The sequence below is a fragment of the Paenibacillus sp. ALE2 genome (assembly GCF_054113385.1).
This window is the reverse complement of the sequence record NZ_CM134213.1, coordinates 4,821,267-4,837,913: the sequence shown is the minus strand read 5'-3', so window position 1 is coordinate 4,837,913 and position 16,647 is coordinate 4,821,267. Positions and strand designations below refer to the sequence as shown.

Genomic DNA, 16,647 nt, shown 5'->3' with positions numbered 1-16,647 from the left:
GCGGCTTAAGAATCGCTTATGAACTTCTTAACTTTTGTTAAGAATTAAAAAAAAGAACTTCCATAGGCTCAAAATGAGCAGCATGGAAGTTCTTTTTAGTACTCATGTTCATTCGTTATTTGCAACGTTTGATAGGTGCGCGTCTGATTTGCCCACGAATGGCACCGTTCGGATGACGGATCGTGTGGACGTTGACGTAGGCATTGCCCTCTCTAATTTGGCATACCAAATCATTAATGGTTCTGCCTCTGAGTGGACCGGTAAGATCAATTGCACGCAGCACGCCGGTAACGACACCTCTTCTTACGGTAATCCCAAACTTCGAAGGGCCAAACAGTGTAGCAACAACAGGACCATTTTCTCCTCTTCGTCCCAGATGAATGTGCGCTTCAGTTACCCGTGAAATATTGCGAACCGTCAGCTCAAAGCTTAATTGCTGGCTCGCTGGACGGTAACGAAATTCCGCAGTTCCTGTCGCATTCGTTCTGACAGGAGGCACTTCATTAGCCCCCCTCAACGTGGCTCTAAACTTATTGGACATTACGTCCCTCCTTTCCCAGTGTTGGTTTAGTGTATTCACAGGATCAGAGAAGGGGCTGTACATTCGCCTATTCATCAGAAGTTGTGTGTTTTACAAGTTATTCAGTCCAAGCACAAAACTGATTTTTTCATAGACTATGAGTATCTGATAGAGAGAGGAGGAGAAACTATGGGAACATTTATTGATGGAAGAACATCCCAAAATGCTTCGACAGCCAACTCTATTGCCATCCCAATCACTCTTTTAAATACGCCGCAATTGTTCGGACAGATCGGATTAAACACCCAAGGAGCTACAGGTACACCACGGGTTCTGCTTAAAGGAACTATATCTCTCCAAATTCCACTTGCTTTAGTAGGGATTACAATTACTATTGTGAGAGGTACGCAGATAACAGACCCTGTTGTTTATTCGGCTACGTCAACTTTTAATTTAAGTTTATTAGCTCCACAGGTTATTGCGTTCTCAGCAGATGATTTTAACCCACCGATTACGCCACAATTGGTGTATACAGCCTTTGTATCAGCTAACCTGCTGGGTACAATACGAGTAGGTCCAGAGAGCTTCGACGGGATTTTGGTTTCGGATTAATGCAGTAGTTTTAACTAACGGAATTTTGCTTCAGGGAGCTTCGCAGTTGGATCTGCGAAGCTTTTTTGTGTACAGGCATATAATATACTGGATCATACTCACTATGCAGGCTGACAAGTACAAGTTCAGCTTAACGAATAAGCTATTTTTCAATTGCATAAGAATGACATAGGTACAACCCTGCAACCATGGGTAGAATTTTATGTATGCGCTTACAAAAAATCTTTGCTTCATGCAATTAAAAATCTGGAGGAGGAATGAAGAATGAAGTGGAAAAAAGGATTGACTGGTATGCTTTTAGCAGCCTTTTTATGTGGTGCGCCGGGGCTGGGTATAGCTACCCCGGCACATGCATCAACTGGCGAGTACAAGTTTGATTTTGGCGGGGGTACGGTCGAAACGGGGTATACCGGAGTGAGCGCTTCGCTGTCCTATGACTCTGCACGTGGCTATGGCTTTCGTACCCCTGAGAATATGCGTAATGTCAGTGCATCGGGGACTGGGGTGGCAAGTGATGCGGTACGATTCTTGGCTACAGGTACGAAAAGCGAGAATACTTTCGACGTCGATCTTCCTCCAGGTTTGTATGAGGTGTCGGTTACTTTAGGAAATACTTCTCGTTCGAGTGTTGTGGCCGAAGGGGTGTATCAGGTCATAAATATGACGGGAAATGGGGCCAAGGATCGTTTTCAAATTCCAGTGACAGACGGACAATTAAATCTGCTAGTTACTGAAGGCAAAGAGGGCGCAGTCTTCACACTCAGTGCACTGGAAATCAGGCAATTGTCTAGCAATCCAGTTACGAATCGCACGATTTATATCGGCGGGGATTCTACGGTATGTAACTATTATCCGCTAGATAGCAGTGTGCAGGCAGGATGGGGTCAAATACTTCCAGAGTTTGTAAACACGAATACTTTTCAAATTCGCAATATGGCGTCAGGGGGCCAGATTGCTAGAGGCTTCCATCACGATGGTCAGTTAGAGGCGATCGTTCAATATATCAAGCCAGGGGATTATTTTATTCTCCAATTAGGCATTAATGACACCAATCCAAAGCATAACGAAAGCGAAGCGGAGTTTAAGGATTGGATGCGGGATATGATTCGGCAGGTGAAGGCTAAGGGGGCGACGGTAATTCTGTCAACACCGCAAGGCCGAGCCACTGACTTTAATGCTAACAATGTACACAACGCTGAAAACAGATGGTATAGAAGCGCTATTTTGGCACTGGCTCAAGAGGAACAAACGCCTTTAGTCGATCTGAATGTTCTTAGTTCAGCTTATTTCACCTCTATTGGCAAAGATGCTACGCTGGCTTTGTATATGAACGGTGATACACTACATCCAAACTTTGCGGGTGCAAGGGAACTGGCGCGATTGGTAGCACAGGATTTACAAAGACAGGGCCTGAGTGGATTCTAAATTGCAATGATAGGTTCCCCCCCTGTTTCTTACATTTGTAGGAGCAGGGGTTTTTGGCCTCTGTTCAGGGTGCTATAATAATGGAAAAAAGCAATAGTAACGCGGAGGAATTAGAACATGCAGCCTTTCACTGCCCGAGTGCTTCAGATTATATTGCTGATCCCTGAGGGAAAAGTAATGACTTATGGTCAAATTGCGGCAGAGGCCGGAAGCCCAAGAGGTGCTAGACAGGTGGTGCGAATTTTGCATACACTGAGCCAAAAACATCGACTTCCATGGCATAGAGTAGTCAACCGCTTGGGAGAGATTGCTTTGCAGGAGGATGAGTCCGCATCCCTGCAGCGCCTGTACTTGGAAGAGGAGGGCATACAGTTTAATGCAAACGGACGTATCCCGCTGGATCAATATCTATATCATCCGCAGGCGGAGATGGAAGAATAGGCGAGGAACGAGCAAAGGTGGCATTGTTTTTGAGACACAATATAACACTAGTCTGAATCCTCGCCAAAAAGAGACGGGACAAATCATAGTTTTGATTTGTCCCGTCTCTTTTTAAACTGGCGTATCATGTAGATTAACGAAGGGTGGTATTCATATATAGCACTAAATTTCCCAGTTAAGCTTATCCAATCAGATGCTGCTGGTCACGCTGGGCAAGGTGAAAAGAAATACTGTTCATTAGCGGTATATCATTATTTTTTCGGGCTTCCCGAATGAGTTGTTTCTTTTTTTGTTCTGATTCGCGTAGAAAGCGAGTCATCCATAAATCAGACGGTTCGTTAGTAGTTGTCATGCGAGATTCTTTTATCATCTATTAACCCTCCTAGTGAGCGGCTGTTATTCTTTCTCTAGTATATGTTCCAAACCTTAATAGATGCTGTTAGTTTCCTTAAAATTAGCTGAAATTTAGGTAAAGTTCAGGTAAAAACAGATTAAATCTATGTTTGATGGGATGTAAAGTAGATACAATGAGTAATCTGGCAGTAAAGGTTACAAAAATGTATTGTTTTGACACCTTGTACCAACATAAACCTGAAAGTACAATTAGAATGCGGAGAATTCGTGGAAATTTATGTCGAAAAGAATGGAAAAGATTCGAAGATGCACCGAAAGGGGAGAAATTCATTTATGAAGCAAAAAGCGGCTGCCGTGCTGCTTGTATTGTCCTTTTCTACAGGCTTGGTTACAACTGCGCAGGCTGACAGTTCATCAGGAAGCATGTCAGCAAATATGTCAGTTAATTCATCTGCTGCGGCTACGTCGAAGACATCATCCGTAACGGGACAGGCTCTACCTCCATTAACGCTCAAGCAGGCAGTGGAATGGGCACAGACGAACAGCTACAATACGCGTACCGCCGAGCGGGATGTAGAGCGTCGTAGACTTGAACTAAAAAATGCAGAAAAGGATTTGGGAAATGCATTTGTTGATTTTATAGACGGTGAATATGTCGGTGATAACACTTCTTGGAGAAATTATAACTCTTCGACACTATCCTATCTAGCCAGCAAAAAGCAGGCGCAATATGCCAAAGACCAGATATATTTTAATGTAATGAAAAGCTACCAAAGTGTGTTTGTAGCAGAGAATCAGGTGAAAAATGATCTGGAGGCGCTTGAAATCGCCCAAGCGGAGGAAAAGATTGCACTTGCCAAATTTGCGCGAGGCAAGCTGTCTGAATATGCGAAAAACGAGAGTACACAGGCCAGAGTCCAGGCGGAACAAGCGGTCGAGCAGGGAAAAATTGCGTTGCAAAAATCCAGGGATGCTCTGAACTTCCTTATGGGACAGCCTAACGGAACAGCCTATGAAATGGTGGATCGACCCGTGTACAAGGAACCGAAGAAGCTGGATATTGAATTACATATACAACAGCTGACAGACATGAACCCGAATTTATGGAAGCTGGAGGATAGTATCAAAACTTCGGAACTCAATGTGAGATATTTTGATTTTAATAACGGTGCAGGTGCTTACGATCTAGCTAAAATGGATGTTGATACAGCTAAGGAGGAGCTCGCCAAAGGTCAAAAGGATTTTGCTGAATCACTCCGCAATTTGTATGCCACGGTTAAGGAAAACCAAAAGAAATACGTACAACTGGAAGAAAGCTTGCGTACAGCAAAAGAGGCCTTGGAGTTATCACACAAAAAGTGGGCCAGAGGTCTAATTATCGAGATGGAATTGAAAAATAACCAGTTGAAAGTGAACCAGATTGAACGGCAAATGGAAGAGCTGGCGATCGAGTTGGATCAAAATGAGTATACGTTGAACAAGCCATGGAGCACATAGGGAGGAAAAGGCGTTGGCAGAAACGGTTTTAAATGATGCTTTAATCAAGCTACGGAGAAAACGGAGAAAAAAGTGGATATGGACTGCGATTGTTTTGCTGGTTGTAGGTGGAGGCGGAGCAGCAGTATATCTGAATATGCCCAAAGAGCAGGTAGCACCTATAGTACAGGACGAGACGTTTAAAGTAGAGCGCGGCGATGTGAGCGAGAAGCTGGACACGTCCGGCACCGTGCAAGCATCCAAGGAAGTGAAGCTGAACTTTACGAGTGCAGGCGAAAACAAGCTGGCTGCGGTGAACGTAAAAGCCGGGGACAAGGTCAAAAAAGGGCAAGTGCTGGCGCTTCTGGACAGTTCAGAAATTAAAATGCAAATCCAAAGTGCGTCTGATTCTTTGGAGATATCCAAATCCAAGCTGGCTGAATTGGAGAAGGGTCCAAAGGCGGAGGATATTGAAATTCAGAAAACAAATGTACTTCGGGCCAAAATGGCTGTCGATACAGCGCAAGAATCATTTGAGCTGGAAGAAGCCGAGAGTCAGAAGAAAGCTTCCAAAAAACAGTTAGAGCAGGCCCGGAAGGCATATGAAGACCAAAAGTTTTTACATGATGCCGGGGCAGTATCCAACAGTGAATTGGAGCAGGCTGAGCAAGCATTGGATAAAGCACAAACGGACTATGATAATCTAGATTTACAGTTCCGCAAACTTATGTCGCAAAAACGTCGCACCATTTCAGAGGCTGAAATTGGCTACCGTGCAGCGATGGCTGAGCTTCACAAGACTCAGGTTCCGGCTGATGCATCGAGTATTCAATCCTCACGGATAGAGGTTCGAAGACTGGCAACTGAGCTGGAGCAGAAAAAAAATGAGTTGAACAAGCTTCAGGTCACGGCGCCGTGGGACGGAGTGATCCTGAAGGTGAACGGAGATGTGGGGACCAGTCCGACGGCTCCATTTATTACCATGAATAACTCGGATTCCAACGATCTTAAGGTAGTTGTGAAGGTAAGTCAGACCGACATTGTCAAGGTCAAAAAGGGGCTTTCGGCTGTGTTGACGACCAATGCATATCCGGGTGAATCTTTCCCAGGGAAAGTGCAATTCGTCTCACCGGAAGCCTCTACGGATGAAGGGATGACGACGTATTTAATGGAGATGTCTGTACATGACCCGAAAGGTAAGCTAAAAACAGGCATGATTATGAATGTGGCCGTTATTTTGGGAGTACACAAAAATGTACTGTTCGTTCCTGCGACTGCACTGAGATCCGAAGGAGGCCAGGATGGCGTGTATGTTTCTGCTAACGCTGCGAATCCCGGGGCACGCACATTTAAGCCCGTAGAGCTCGGATTTTACACGCCAGACCGAGTAGAGCTTAAATCCGGTGTAAAGGAGGGGGACACGATTGTTGTGCCTGCTCCTGAACCTCCGCCAGATCCTTCCGCAATGGGCGGCATGCAGGGGGGCTTTTAAACGGGCATGAGATATGTTATTCAGATTGAGGGTTTGAAAAAAGTGTACCATGTCGGAGATCAGGAAATTCATGCTCTGCGTGAGGTCCAGCTTGATATTGCTGACGGTGATTTTGTTGCGATTATGGGACCGTCTGGATCAGGCAAGTCCACGATGATGAATGTTATCGGCTGTCTGGATTTACCTACGTCAGGACAATTTTATTTGGATGGATATTCGATCTTAGATGCCCGCGAGGATGAACTGGCTATTATACGTAATCAGAAAATCGGATTTGTATTTCAAAAATTCCATTTGCTCCCGCGGTCAACGGCTCTGGAGAATGTGGAACTGCCTATGATCTATGCGGGGGTTTCTGCCAAGGAGCGTCGTTTGCGAGCCATGGATGCCCTCACTAGCGTAGGTCTAGGCGACCGGATGAACAACAGGCCAAACGAATTGTCAGGCGGTCAACAGCAACGGGTATCCATTGCGCGTGCACTTGTGAACAATCCGGTTATTCTCTTGGCGGATGAACCGACAGGAGCTTTGGACTCCAAAACAAGTGTGGAAATCATGGGGATTTTTCAGCGTCTGAACGATCAGGGGAAAACGGTTGTACTGGTTACTCATGATCAGGAGGTTGCGGAATACGCCAAGCGTCTGATTCATTTTCGAGATGGGCGGATTGAAAAGGATCAGCCTGTTGAGAAACGAAGAATGGCGGCAGAGGAAGTGAAGGTATGAAATTTCAGGAAATTATTCGTGTATCGCTCAATAGTTTGCGAACCAATATGCTGCGATCCTTGCTGACCATGGTGGGCATTATTATCGGAGTGGCCGCCGTGATTGCGATTGTAGCCATCGGTAAAGGATCAACCGCTACAATTACATCGCAGATCAATAGTATGGGAAATAATCTGCTGATGATCTATCCTTATGCTCCATATGATGGGTCCAGCTCCATGTCGTTCAATCAGACGAAAGGGATATCTCTGGAGGATATCGAGGCGCTAGAGCAGCAAAAAGCAGTCGCAGAGGTAGCACCAAGTGCAATGACCAGTGCAGATATTACGTGGAGTCGCAATAAGGTCAGCGGGCAAATTGAGGGGACTTCGCTGGCATTTGTCCATGTGAGAAAGCTGTCGCTAGCTCAGGGCAGGTCGTTTACTCACTATGAAGTGGATAAACGGATGAATGTGGCTGTGCTGGGGAGTGATGCAGCCCGTAATATTTTTGGCCCGGATGCCTCCAGGGCAGTCGGTGAGACCATCATGATCAAGCAGTTGCCTTTTAAGGTGGTTGGTGTGCTGACCAATTCCAATTCCAATATGAGCAACAGCGGGCAGCAGGTATATGTACCGATTACAACTGGAATGGAACGGCTGGGCAATATGAGCATTCAGCAGGTGAATGCCTCTGCAACAACGGAGGACAGGATTGATCAGGCAAGTGCTGAAATCCGGCAGGTGCTGCGTGCCAGACATGAGCTAAAGCCATCAGAGGGCGATGATTTTCAAATCATGACCCAGACGGAAATCTTAAAAACAGTGTCTGGGGTTGACCGGGTTATGAATATGCTGCTGATCGGTGTAGCTGCAATTGCGCTCGGTGTTGGCGGTGTTGGTATTATGAATATTATGCTGGTGTCCGTCACGGAGCGTACGAGGGAGATCGGAATTCGCAAAGCGATTGGTGCGCAGCGCAGTGATATTATGCTGCAGTTTGTGGCTGAGGCTGTTTTTCTTAGTCTAATGGGTGGACTAGTCGGTGTAATGGTGGGTCTTGGGGGTGCAAAGCTGCTCGAGAAATTCGTCCAAATGCCGATTGTGTATTCGATAGAGCCAGTGATGTACTCTTTTCTGTGCTGCATGGGAGTCGGCGTACTGTTTGGAGTATATCCGGCACGCAAGGCTTCGAAGCTGCGTCCGATTGATGCTTTAAGATACGAATAGGAAAGCGGGTGCTTTGCCTTACTCGAAAGAGGGGGGATAAAGCACCCGCTTTTTGAATGGAATAAGTGTTTTAAATGATAAAAAAACATGAATAACCACTTTAATTTTATATATGTGATGTTTTATATGTTTTTTTAGGTTGATTTATTATTATATATGACGTATTATATTCAATATCAGATCGCAAGCAAAAAAAGGAGGGGCGTTCATCATCGACCTTACGGCAAGACAAGTAGAAATTTTAAACATCGTACAAAAGCATGCCCCGATAACGGGTGACCAGATTGCGGAAATGCTTAATCTCAGTAAGGCGACCATTCGGACCGACCTATCCAAATTGGGCATTCTGAATTACATAGATGCTAAGCCCAAGGTCGGTTATTTTGTTGGAAAGCGGGGCACGCCGAACCGGGAGGAAAAATTCCGGCTTTTGCAAATGAAAGTCGGTGATCTTCACGGGGTTCCAGTCATCGTACGTGAAACAACCACAATTCAGGAAGCTGTCGTAGCTCTATTTTTGGAAAATGTGAGCAATTTGATCGTCACCGATGAAGACGGAGATTTGGCAGGGGTGGCTTCCCGCAAGGATTTACTCAAGGTAACGTTAGGCAATCCCAATGCAGCAACCATTCCTGTCAGTCTTGTGATGACCCGGCAGGCGAATGTGGTCACTGTTTCCCCAGAGGATACCGTACTAGAGGCAGCACGCAAAATTATTGCTCGTCAAATCGACAGCCTGCCTGTCGTCGTCCCTTCGGATTCTGACAAACCAGGAGAGCACTGGAAAGTCGTGGGACGTATTACAAAAACAAATATTATTAAAATGTTGCTCGATATGGTAGCAGAGGATTAATGGGAGGAATCGAATGGTTCAGGCGAGCAGTCATTTTATAGCGATCTGTTCAGACTCGATTGGTGAGACGGCAGAAGCTGTCGTACAGGCGACCATGCGCCAATTTGAGTTACCAGACACAGAGATCAAAAGATTTATGAACGTGAGGGATGAAGACGAGCTGAGTCGGGTAATGGAGGAAGTTGCCGAGCGTAAAGGCTTTGTAGCTTATACGTTGGTACAGCCGGAATTGAGAGAGGCGATGAAAGAAGAGGCTGTCCGGCTGAATGTGCGGGCTGTCGATATTATGGGACCGATGATGCAGGCGTTTGCCGATACGTTTCATAACGATCCCAAAGAGAAGCCTGGTCTACTGCACCGACTGGACGACAACTATTTTCGGCGTGTAGAGGCACTGGATTTTGCAGTTCAATACGATGATGGCAAAGATGTGAGCGCCATTCTCAAAGCAGATATAGTATTGCTTGGAGTGTCACGTATTTCCAAAACTCCTTTATCCATGTTTCTCGCACATAAAGGTTATAAAACAGTCAACATTCCGGTTGTACCGGAGCTTACACCGCCTGTTCAGTTGAAGGATGTTCAGCATGGCCGAGTATTCGGATTGACGATCCAGCCGGAGTTGCTGTTGAAAATACGCAGTGAACGACTAAAGGTTATGGGGCTTCCTAATAATGTGCAATACGCCACAGCGACAAGGGTGGAAGAGGAAATCGCGTATGCGCAGTCTTTGTTTAAAGAGCTGAATTGTCCGGTCATTGATGTTACAGATAAAGCCATTGAAGAGACAGCAGGCTTGATTATCAGAATGTTATAGAAAGCGAAACAACTTAGAAGCAGCGCTTATAAAGAAAATATAATTACGGGATACAGGAGTGTAAATATAAAAGGCAGCAAAGCTGCTCTAAAGATAAGGATCGGCCGTAGGATATAGGAGATTATATAAAGATATAAATAAAATGGCAGCAAAGCTGCCCTGAAAATATTTATTTGCCTGTAGGTAATATCATTTTTAGGAGAGGTGGAGGGATAGGTATGGAGAGTCAAATGGCATTGGAATTCGTTCGGGTAACAGAGGCAGCGGCACTGCAATCGGCACAATGGACAGGGCGTGGAGATAAGAATAGCGCGGACGAGGCGGCAACAGTAGCCATTCGTACTCATTTTAATGCGGTATCCATGGACGGCACGGTCGTGATTGGCGAAGGCGAAATGGATGAGGCTCCCATGCTGTATATCGGGGAGAGAGTAGGCAATCGCAGAGGGCCAGCCATGGACATTGCTGTTGATCCTCTCGAAGGGACGGAAACGGTGGCGAACGGTTTGAATAACGCACTGTCGGTCATTGCTGCTGCACCTCGTGGTAGTCTACTACACGCTCCGGATATGTACATGCAAAAATTAGCTGTTGGTCCGGCATTGGCTGGAAAGCTGTCACTAGAGGACACGATCCCGACTACATTGTCAAAAGCAGCGCGCATACTGGGGAAATCCTTGTCCGATCTTACGGTGTCCATTCTGGATCGTGCACGGCATGCCGGGATCATTCAGCTTCTGCGGGAAAGCGGCGTTCGGATCAAGCTGCTTGGTCATGGGGATGTGATGGGTGCAATTGAAACCTGCCTGGACAGCGGTGTAGATTTGCATATCGGCTCTGGCGGCGCTCCTGAGGGTGTATTGGCCGCGGCCGCGCTGAAATGCATGGGCGGAGAAATACAGGGCCGCTTGCTGCCTCATGGAGAAGAAGAGATTGCACGTTGCAAACGCATGGGTATTACTGATCCAGGGGCGTTGCTGTCGATGGAGGACATGGTCGGACGCCAAGGCGTGATGTTTGTCGCTACAGGCGTGACGCCTGGTGAGTGGTTGCAGGGGGTTCGTTCTCTGCCTGGTCACAGAGCTGAAACCCATTCAGTTGTAATGCATTCAGATACAAAAACGATTCGTTTCGTGCGAAGTATTCATCATACTGCTGATTCTTCCGGTACGCTCGCGGCAGCGGCATCCTCTTGAAATTTGAAGTCAAGACTTCCCTCGCTGGTGAATTCAATCATAATAAACTTATAAAACAGCAAGTCTCTGACTAAAGGGAGACTTGCTGTTTGCTGTTACTGTTTTTGGGGGATGAAAGAGTAAAATCAAGGATATAAATTTCTAAAAAACAGGTACTTATGAAGTAAAATTGAAAAGTTTCTATTAGGCTTGAAAAGAAAAAAACATAGCTTTGGAAGCGAAAAAATCAATTCGAACTAATTTTTTTAGACGAAGAGTCAAAAAAAATTATGCATAATATAGTTCTTTAGAACTACTTAAAAACCCGGTTTATTAAAAATTTAAAGAGTTATTAATTTTGGTTTGTGTGTGCTTTTTTTAAATTAGTTCCATTATATAGGAGGTTGAAGGTGGGCGCGGAAAAAGGCGGAATTTGTCGGATGATATCAGGTTGAATTTGTTACATTTATGTTAATGGCATGTAAAGATAAAATTGTTATAGGATAAGGGGTTTGGGCGTAATTGTAAATCATAATGATTTTAGTTTTACAATGTTCGTGAAAATGTGAAATTATGTTTTAGGCTAGATTTACAGATCATGATGGGCAGATAATGAGCGAAAAAGTCAAATTGTTGTTTTTGTAGTTTGGAAACAAATAGCATAATATGGATTTTGTTTTATTTTTATGAAGTCTAGTAATTTAGCCCTTTTGTCCCGTGTCAAGCCGTTTTAAAGTTTGTATATTTAAAAAAGCTAGAAAGTGTTGGAAGAAAAAAAGAGATATAAGGATTTACTGTAAAATTATGAACTGCATAGAGGATGGAGGAATTCATATGACGACTCGATCACAATCTTGGTTCGCTAAAACAGAGGCCCAACCGACTGCGAAGCTCCAACTATTCTGCTTTCCCTACGCCGGTGGTGGTGCTTACATATTTAACTCTTGGAAGTCCAGGCTCGCGCCTGATATTACTGTGTTGCCAATACAACTCCCAGGACGTGAGAGCCGCTCCACTGAAGCTCCAATGGAAACCCTTCAAGACATCGTCCAATCGTTGGTTCCCGCTATGGCTCCATACATACATAAGCCATTTGCCTTTTTTGGGCACAGTATGGGGGCACTGATCGCATTTGAAACAGCGCGGCAGTTGTACAGCAAAGCTGGAAAACTACCTGTGCATATCATCGTATCTGGTAAATCCGCTCCTCAACTTCCATACTCCAAGAAACGGCTCCATAATTTAGCAGACGATTCTTTCACCGAAGAGCTTCGTTTGATGCAGGGCACCCCCGAAGAGGTGCTGCAAAATGCAGAATTGATGCAAATTATTATGCCTCGTCTGCGTGCAGATTTTAAGGTATGTGAAACTTATGTTTATCAGCCGGGAGATCCACTGGCATGCCCAATGACGGTTTTAGGGGGAACGAGGGATTTTGAGGTTAGCACAGATTCACTTCGTGCCTGGCAGCAGCATACGATGTCACCTATGGATGTCCGGATGTTCGAAGGCAATCACTTTTTCATCCATGAACAAGAGCAAGAGGTTATGAGCGCAGTCGAGGACATTCTCTCCGCATCCTCGCCGATGGCCCACGCTGCGGCAGCTCATACAACTTACAACACAAGCACTCCACAACCACGATTCAGGCAGAGTTGAATGTCCCACACATCACGATACACTTCGTTATCACCATCTCAGCAATAACCGATAAAACCACCCACCATGATGCATTTTCCAGCGTAGATTAAATTCAATTTTTCTGTACAGGCCCTCATCATTTCAGACACAGAGTTTACTTCAATGACGTCCATCGCCAATCTAAAAAGTTCGCACTGCTAAAGTGTGGCAATGAAAAAGAGGGATGCCTTTGTTTCGATCAAATTCTGCTTTTCGGAGACTCACACGCTATATAAAGCCTTATAATCTTTGGGTTTTTATAGCCGTGATTTCCTCCTTGTGTTTGGCAGCTATTGACATTATTTTGGGTAAGGCCATAGAGCAAATGGCACAGGGAACATTCTCCTCCACCCAGAACATGATCTATCTAGTTGTTGGTATGACGGTAATTGGAATGCCTTGTAAGTTTGTGATGAGGTACGCTTCGGCACGATTTAGTGTTAGTGCCCTGCGCGACTTGAGAGGCGATCTCGTACATAAGTTTTATGATTTACCTGTTTCCAGCGTGGAGAGCAAGTTCACCGGAGATTTGGTATCCCGTCTAACAAACAATACGGCGCTGTTGCAGAACTTTTTTATCCAGCAGTTTGCTAATCTGTTTTATTTGCCACTTGTGTTTACGGCATCCTTAACGTTGCTTTTACTGACAAGCTGGAAACTGGTTTTGGCAAGTCTTGCGCTTATGCCTGTAGGAATGATCATAACCTCACTGATGAGCAAGCCAATTGAGAAATACTCCAAGGAGCTTCAGGAGAAAATTGCTCATTTGAACGCGGTGGGACAGGATGCGATCGGAGGCATTCCTATCGTCAAGGCATTTAATATGCAGGCTGTGCTGTTGAAGAAGTATATGGTGATTACGGAGGAGGTCATCAAGCGCGGATTGCGGCTAGAAAAACGCTATGCGTTCATAACTCCAGTAGGTGTGATGATGCTGGCAACACCGATTATTTTGGTCATTGTGTACGGTGGATATTTGATTCAACAAGGTGAGTTGAATGCTGGTGGCATTGTCCTTTTTTTATATCTTATTTCGTTCATATTGCAGCCTGTTGCCATGCTGCCGACGATTATTTCGCAAATGAAGGAAGCGGGGGGAGCAGCGAAGCATTTGTTTGAGGTGCTGGATTGGCCAGATGAGCGGCAAGACGGGAAAATCACTTCAATAAGCCAAGATCTCGAGGAAGACGATGCAGAAAGCAAGGACGACATTCCTGTAGTCAGCTTTGAGCATTTAACCTTTGGCTACAACGAAGGGAACACGGTGCTGAAGGAGATTAGCTTCCAGGTAGGACAAGGAGAAACGGTAGCGATTGTTGGGGCCAGCGGTGGCGGTAAAAGCACAATCTTCAAGCTGCTTTGCGGATTTAATGAACCTGGAGAGCATACCGGAACCGTTCAATTGTTTGGTAAGAATTTGACAGATTGGAACCTAACAAGCCTGCGTAGCCATATTTCGATGGTATCTCAGGAACCGTCGCTTTTTCCGGCCACTATTGCAGAAAATATCGGATATGGACGTCTGGAGGCGACCCGGAAAGAAATTGTCGAGGCGGCGAAAGCGGCACATGCGCATGACTTTATTGTTCAGCTACCCGAGGGCTATGAAACTCTGTTGAGCGAACGGGGAGGCGGATTGTCTGGAGGACAAAAGCAGCGTATTTCTATAGCAAGAGCATTGCTGAAAAATGCTCCGCTGCTTCTACTGGACGAGCCGACTTCAGCACTCGATAGCCAGTCGGAGGCTCAGGTACAGATTGCAATGAATGCAGCAATGCAAAACCGGACGGTACTGGTCATAGCTCATCGACTGTCAACTGTACGTCAGGCGAACCGCATTATCGTACTTGATCAGGGGAGCATTGTGGAATCGGGTACACATGAGGAATTACTAGGCCGTGAAGGTGTGTACCGAAAGCTGTATTTGCAAAATTTTGAAGGACAGCAAACGGAGGAAAACGGGTATTCACTGCCTGAGGAAAGGAGTGAGCGTCGTGACCTTCAAGCAGGGGTTTTATGAATTTAAGCAATTGATGTCCCTGATGAAGCCGCATCGAAAATGGTATTTTACGGGGTTGGTTGGCAACAGTCTGACCAATGCCAGCATCACAATTTTGCTTTCTTTTGTGGTGCATTATTTGCTGAATTTTGCGGTTAATGGCGATGTACAGGAGCTGTACCGAGCGGTCTATTTGGTCAGCGGCACATTTTTGGCGTTAAGTCTTATTTCCCCAGTGTGCAGCTATATGTATAAACGATGTGTCAAGCTCGCAATTGCCGATGTACGAATGAAACTATTCGGTCATGTTGTCAAGCTATCGTATGAAAAAGCCGAAAAACACCATTCGGGTAATCTTGTTTCCCGCATGACAAACGATGTCCAAACGCTGGAGCAGGCTTACACCGTTCATATTCGCTCGATTATACTGGAAACTTCGCTTTTCTTAGGCTCACTAGTCATTCTGATGGTGCTGGATTGGCGATTTGGGATTATGGCGGTTCTACTAGGACTAGCTTCAGCCTGGATAAATGCTCATTTTGCGAAGAAAATGCGACAGACGAGTGAAGAATTACAGGGACGGATGAGCAGGTTCACGGAACGATTGAGTGATTTGCTTTCCGGTTTACAGACGGTGAAGTTATTTGGGTTAAGGACAAAAGTGGGTGGACTTTGCAACGATGCAAGCGAGGACATAAATCGCATCAGTATCCGACAGGGACGTCATATGGGACTGCAGGATATGTGTAATTTTGTTATTGAATTTATTACGCTGGGCGGTGTGCTTGTTGCTGGATTGATCTTGGTTTCGCAGAAGCAAATGGAGCTCGGAGTTTTGGGACAGATTGTGCAGCTGCAAACGGGTATTTCAACGGTATTTTTGGAGCTGGGGGCAGCTGTATCCCTGTTACAAAACTCTTTGGCAGGCTTGGCACGTATCCGCGAAATCTTGAATGAGTCGAAGGAAGAGGAACAGTTTCCCGCGGCGAAACAGAAGGAATCAGTAACCGGGCTTATCGATCCGGAGGTGTCAGCTTCATCAGCCCGTGAATCTAAGGAATCCTATGACGGTGTCGAGACTGTGGATTCAGACCTCTCTATTGAACAGACTGCTGCTGCGCTGGAGCTGCACAATATCAGCTTTGGCTATCAGCCAGACCGTCCAACGCTGCGAAGATTGAACTTGGTCGTGCCAGAAGGGCAGGTAACCGCGATTGTCGGTCCGAGTGGTGGTGGGAAAAGCACCGTGATGAAGTTGTTGCTGGGATTTTACCCACCGGATGAAGGTGTGCTGCGGGTTCGCGGCCGCTTGGCAGAAGAATTTCGGTTGGATGAGGTTAGGGATTTAATGGCCTATGTACCACAGGAGGCTACACTGTTCCACGGTACAGTAGCAGACAATATCCGCTTCGGCTCACCGGATGCCACGGATGAGGAAGTAGAGGCTGCGGCCAAAACAGCCTATGCCAGCGGCTTCATAGCTGAGCTTCCGGAGGGTTATGACACGATTGTCGGTGAACGCGGAGCCAATTTGTCCGGGGGTCAAAGACAGCGAATCGCGATTGCCCGTGCTCTGCTCAAAAATGCGCCGATTTTGCTGCTGGATGAAGCCACCTCGGCCCTGGATGCAGAGTCGGAATATGAAGTTCAGCAGGGCTTAGATGAGCTGATGAAGGATCGTACGACATTAGTTATTGCCCATCGATTGTCTACGATTGAGAGGGCGGATACGATCTGTGTTCTTGCCGATGGCGAGCTCAAAGAACAGGGAACTCATGACCAGCTCCTTGCTGAGGGTGGTCATTATGCGGAGCTGTATGAGCTTCAGTTTCGAAAACATCCAGAGGAACAAACCGCATAAATATGCGA

Annotated in this window: 15 protein-coding genes; 13 read left to right on the top strand and 2 right to left on the bottom strand. The window is 45.9% G+C overall.

The window, feature by feature from the left end:
• Positions 1–115 precede the first annotated feature (115 nt).
• Entirely contained in the window at positions 116–541 is a 426-nt protein-coding gene (locus tag ACXHJ1_RS20650; RefSeq protein WP_016818467.1) for a CHRD domain-containing protein, read from the bottom strand.
• 168 nt (positions 542–709) lie between these two features.
• On the opposite strand from ACXHJ1_RS20650, the gene ACXHJ1_RS20645 reads away from it, so the two are divergent.
• The 3 genes from ACXHJ1_RS20645 to ACXHJ1_RS20635 all read left to right on the top strand — a co-directional run bounded on the left by ACXHJ1_RS20645 (position 710) and on the right by ACXHJ1_RS20635 (position 2,998).
• Positions 710–1,132, top strand: a complete 423-nt coding sequence (locus tag ACXHJ1_RS20645; RefSeq protein ID WP_016818468.1) for a hypothetical protein — start codon at positions 710–712, stop codon at positions 1,130–1,132.
• A 264-nt stretch (positions 1,133–1,396) separates the two neighbouring features.
• A complete protein-coding gene (locus ACXHJ1_RS20640; RefSeq protein WP_107735258.1) occupies positions 1,397–2,557 on the top strand; it encodes a rhamnogalacturonan acetylesterase in 1,161 nt (386 codons plus the stop codon).
• Positions 2,558–2,674: 117 nt separating this feature from the next.
• The gene (locus tag ACXHJ1_RS20635; RefSeq protein ID WP_107735257.1) at positions 2,675–2,998 is read left to right on the top strand and encodes an MGMT family protein; all 324 of its coding nucleotides are present in this window, start codon (positions 2,675–2,677) and stop codon (positions 2,996–2,998) included.
• Between the two features lie 181 nt (positions 2,999–3,179).
• Here the strand turns inward: ACXHJ1_RS20635 and ACXHJ1_RS20630 are convergent, their stop codons facing one another.
• On the bottom strand, positions 3,180–3,368 hold the full coding sequence (locus tag ACXHJ1_RS20630) for a hypothetical protein (RefSeq protein ID WP_013370989.1): 189 nt from the start codon (positions 3,366–3,368) through the stop codon (positions 3,180–3,182).
• A 317-nt stretch (positions 3,369–3,685) separates the two neighbouring features.
• On the opposite strand from ACXHJ1_RS20630, the gene ACXHJ1_RS20625 reads away from it, so the two are divergent.
• The 10 genes from ACXHJ1_RS20625 to ACXHJ1_RS20580 all read left to right on the top strand — a co-directional run bounded on the left by ACXHJ1_RS20625 (position 3,686) and on the right by ACXHJ1_RS20580 (position 16,639).
• On the top strand, positions 3,686–4,849 hold the full coding sequence (locus tag ACXHJ1_RS20625; RefSeq protein WP_107735256.1) for a TolC family protein: 1,164 nt from the start codon (positions 3,686–3,688) through the stop codon (positions 4,847–4,849).
• A 13-nt stretch (positions 4,850–4,862) separates the two neighbouring features.
• Positions 4,863–6,320, top strand: coding sequence for an efflux RND transporter periplasmic adaptor subunit (locus tag ACXHJ1_RS20620; RefSeq protein ID WP_044786591.1), 1,458 nt, complete (start codon positions 4,863–4,865; stop codon positions 6,318–6,320).
• A gap of 6 nt (positions 6,321–6,326) precedes the next feature.
• The gene (locus tag ACXHJ1_RS20615; protein WP_107735255.1) at positions 6,327–7,046 is read left to right on the top strand and encodes an ABC transporter ATP-binding protein; all 720 of its coding nucleotides are present in this window, start codon (positions 6,327–6,329) and stop codon (positions 7,044–7,046) included.
• Positions 7,043–8,254: an ABC transporter permease gene (locus tag ACXHJ1_RS20610; RefSeq protein ID WP_107735254.1), complete on the top strand. Its 1,212-nt coding sequence runs from the start codon at positions 7,043–7,045 to the stop codon at positions 8,252–8,254. Before ACXHJ1_RS20615 ends, ACXHJ1_RS20610 begins: the two co-directional genes overlap by 4 nt.
• 238 nt (positions 8,255–8,492) lie before the next feature.
• Positions 8,493–9,107: a helix-turn-helix transcriptional regulator gene (locus ACXHJ1_RS20605; protein WP_223822107.1), complete on the top strand. Its 615-nt coding sequence runs from the start codon at positions 8,493–8,495 to the stop codon at positions 9,105–9,107.
• A 13-nt stretch (positions 9,108–9,120) separates the two neighbouring features.
• Positions 9,121–9,924: a pyruvate, water dikinase regulatory protein gene (locus tag ACXHJ1_RS20600; RefSeq protein ID WP_016818475.1), complete on the top strand. Its 804-nt coding sequence runs from the start codon at positions 9,121–9,123 to the stop codon at positions 9,922–9,924.
• A gap of 218 nt (positions 9,925–10,142) precedes the next feature.
• The gene (glpX, locus tag ACXHJ1_RS20595) at positions 10,143–11,120 is read left to right on the top strand and encodes a class II fructose-bisphosphatase (RefSeq protein ID WP_016818476.1); all 978 of its coding nucleotides are present in this window, start codon (positions 10,143–10,145) and stop codon (positions 11,118–11,120) included.
• Between the two features lie 813 nt (positions 11,121–11,933).
• Positions 11,934–12,758, top strand: a complete 825-nt coding sequence (locus tag ACXHJ1_RS20590; protein ID WP_019687139.1) for a thioesterase II family protein — start codon at positions 11,934–11,936, stop codon at positions 12,756–12,758.
• 211 nt (positions 12,759–12,969) lie between these two features.
• Positions 12,970–14,799: an ABC transporter ATP-binding protein gene (locus tag ACXHJ1_RS20585; RefSeq protein WP_457905149.1), complete on the top strand. Its 1,830-nt coding sequence runs from the start codon at positions 12,970–12,972 to the stop codon at positions 14,797–14,799.
• Positions 14,774–16,639 (top strand): ABC transporter ATP-binding protein, encoded by a 1,866-nt coding sequence (locus tag ACXHJ1_RS20580; RefSeq protein ID WP_025364770.1) that lies wholly within the window; start codon positions 14,774–14,776, stop codon positions 16,637–16,639. The genes ACXHJ1_RS20585 and ACXHJ1_RS20580 overlap by 26 nt, the downstream gene beginning before the upstream one ends.
• The last annotated feature ends 8 nt before the right edge of the window (positions 16,640–16,647 follow it).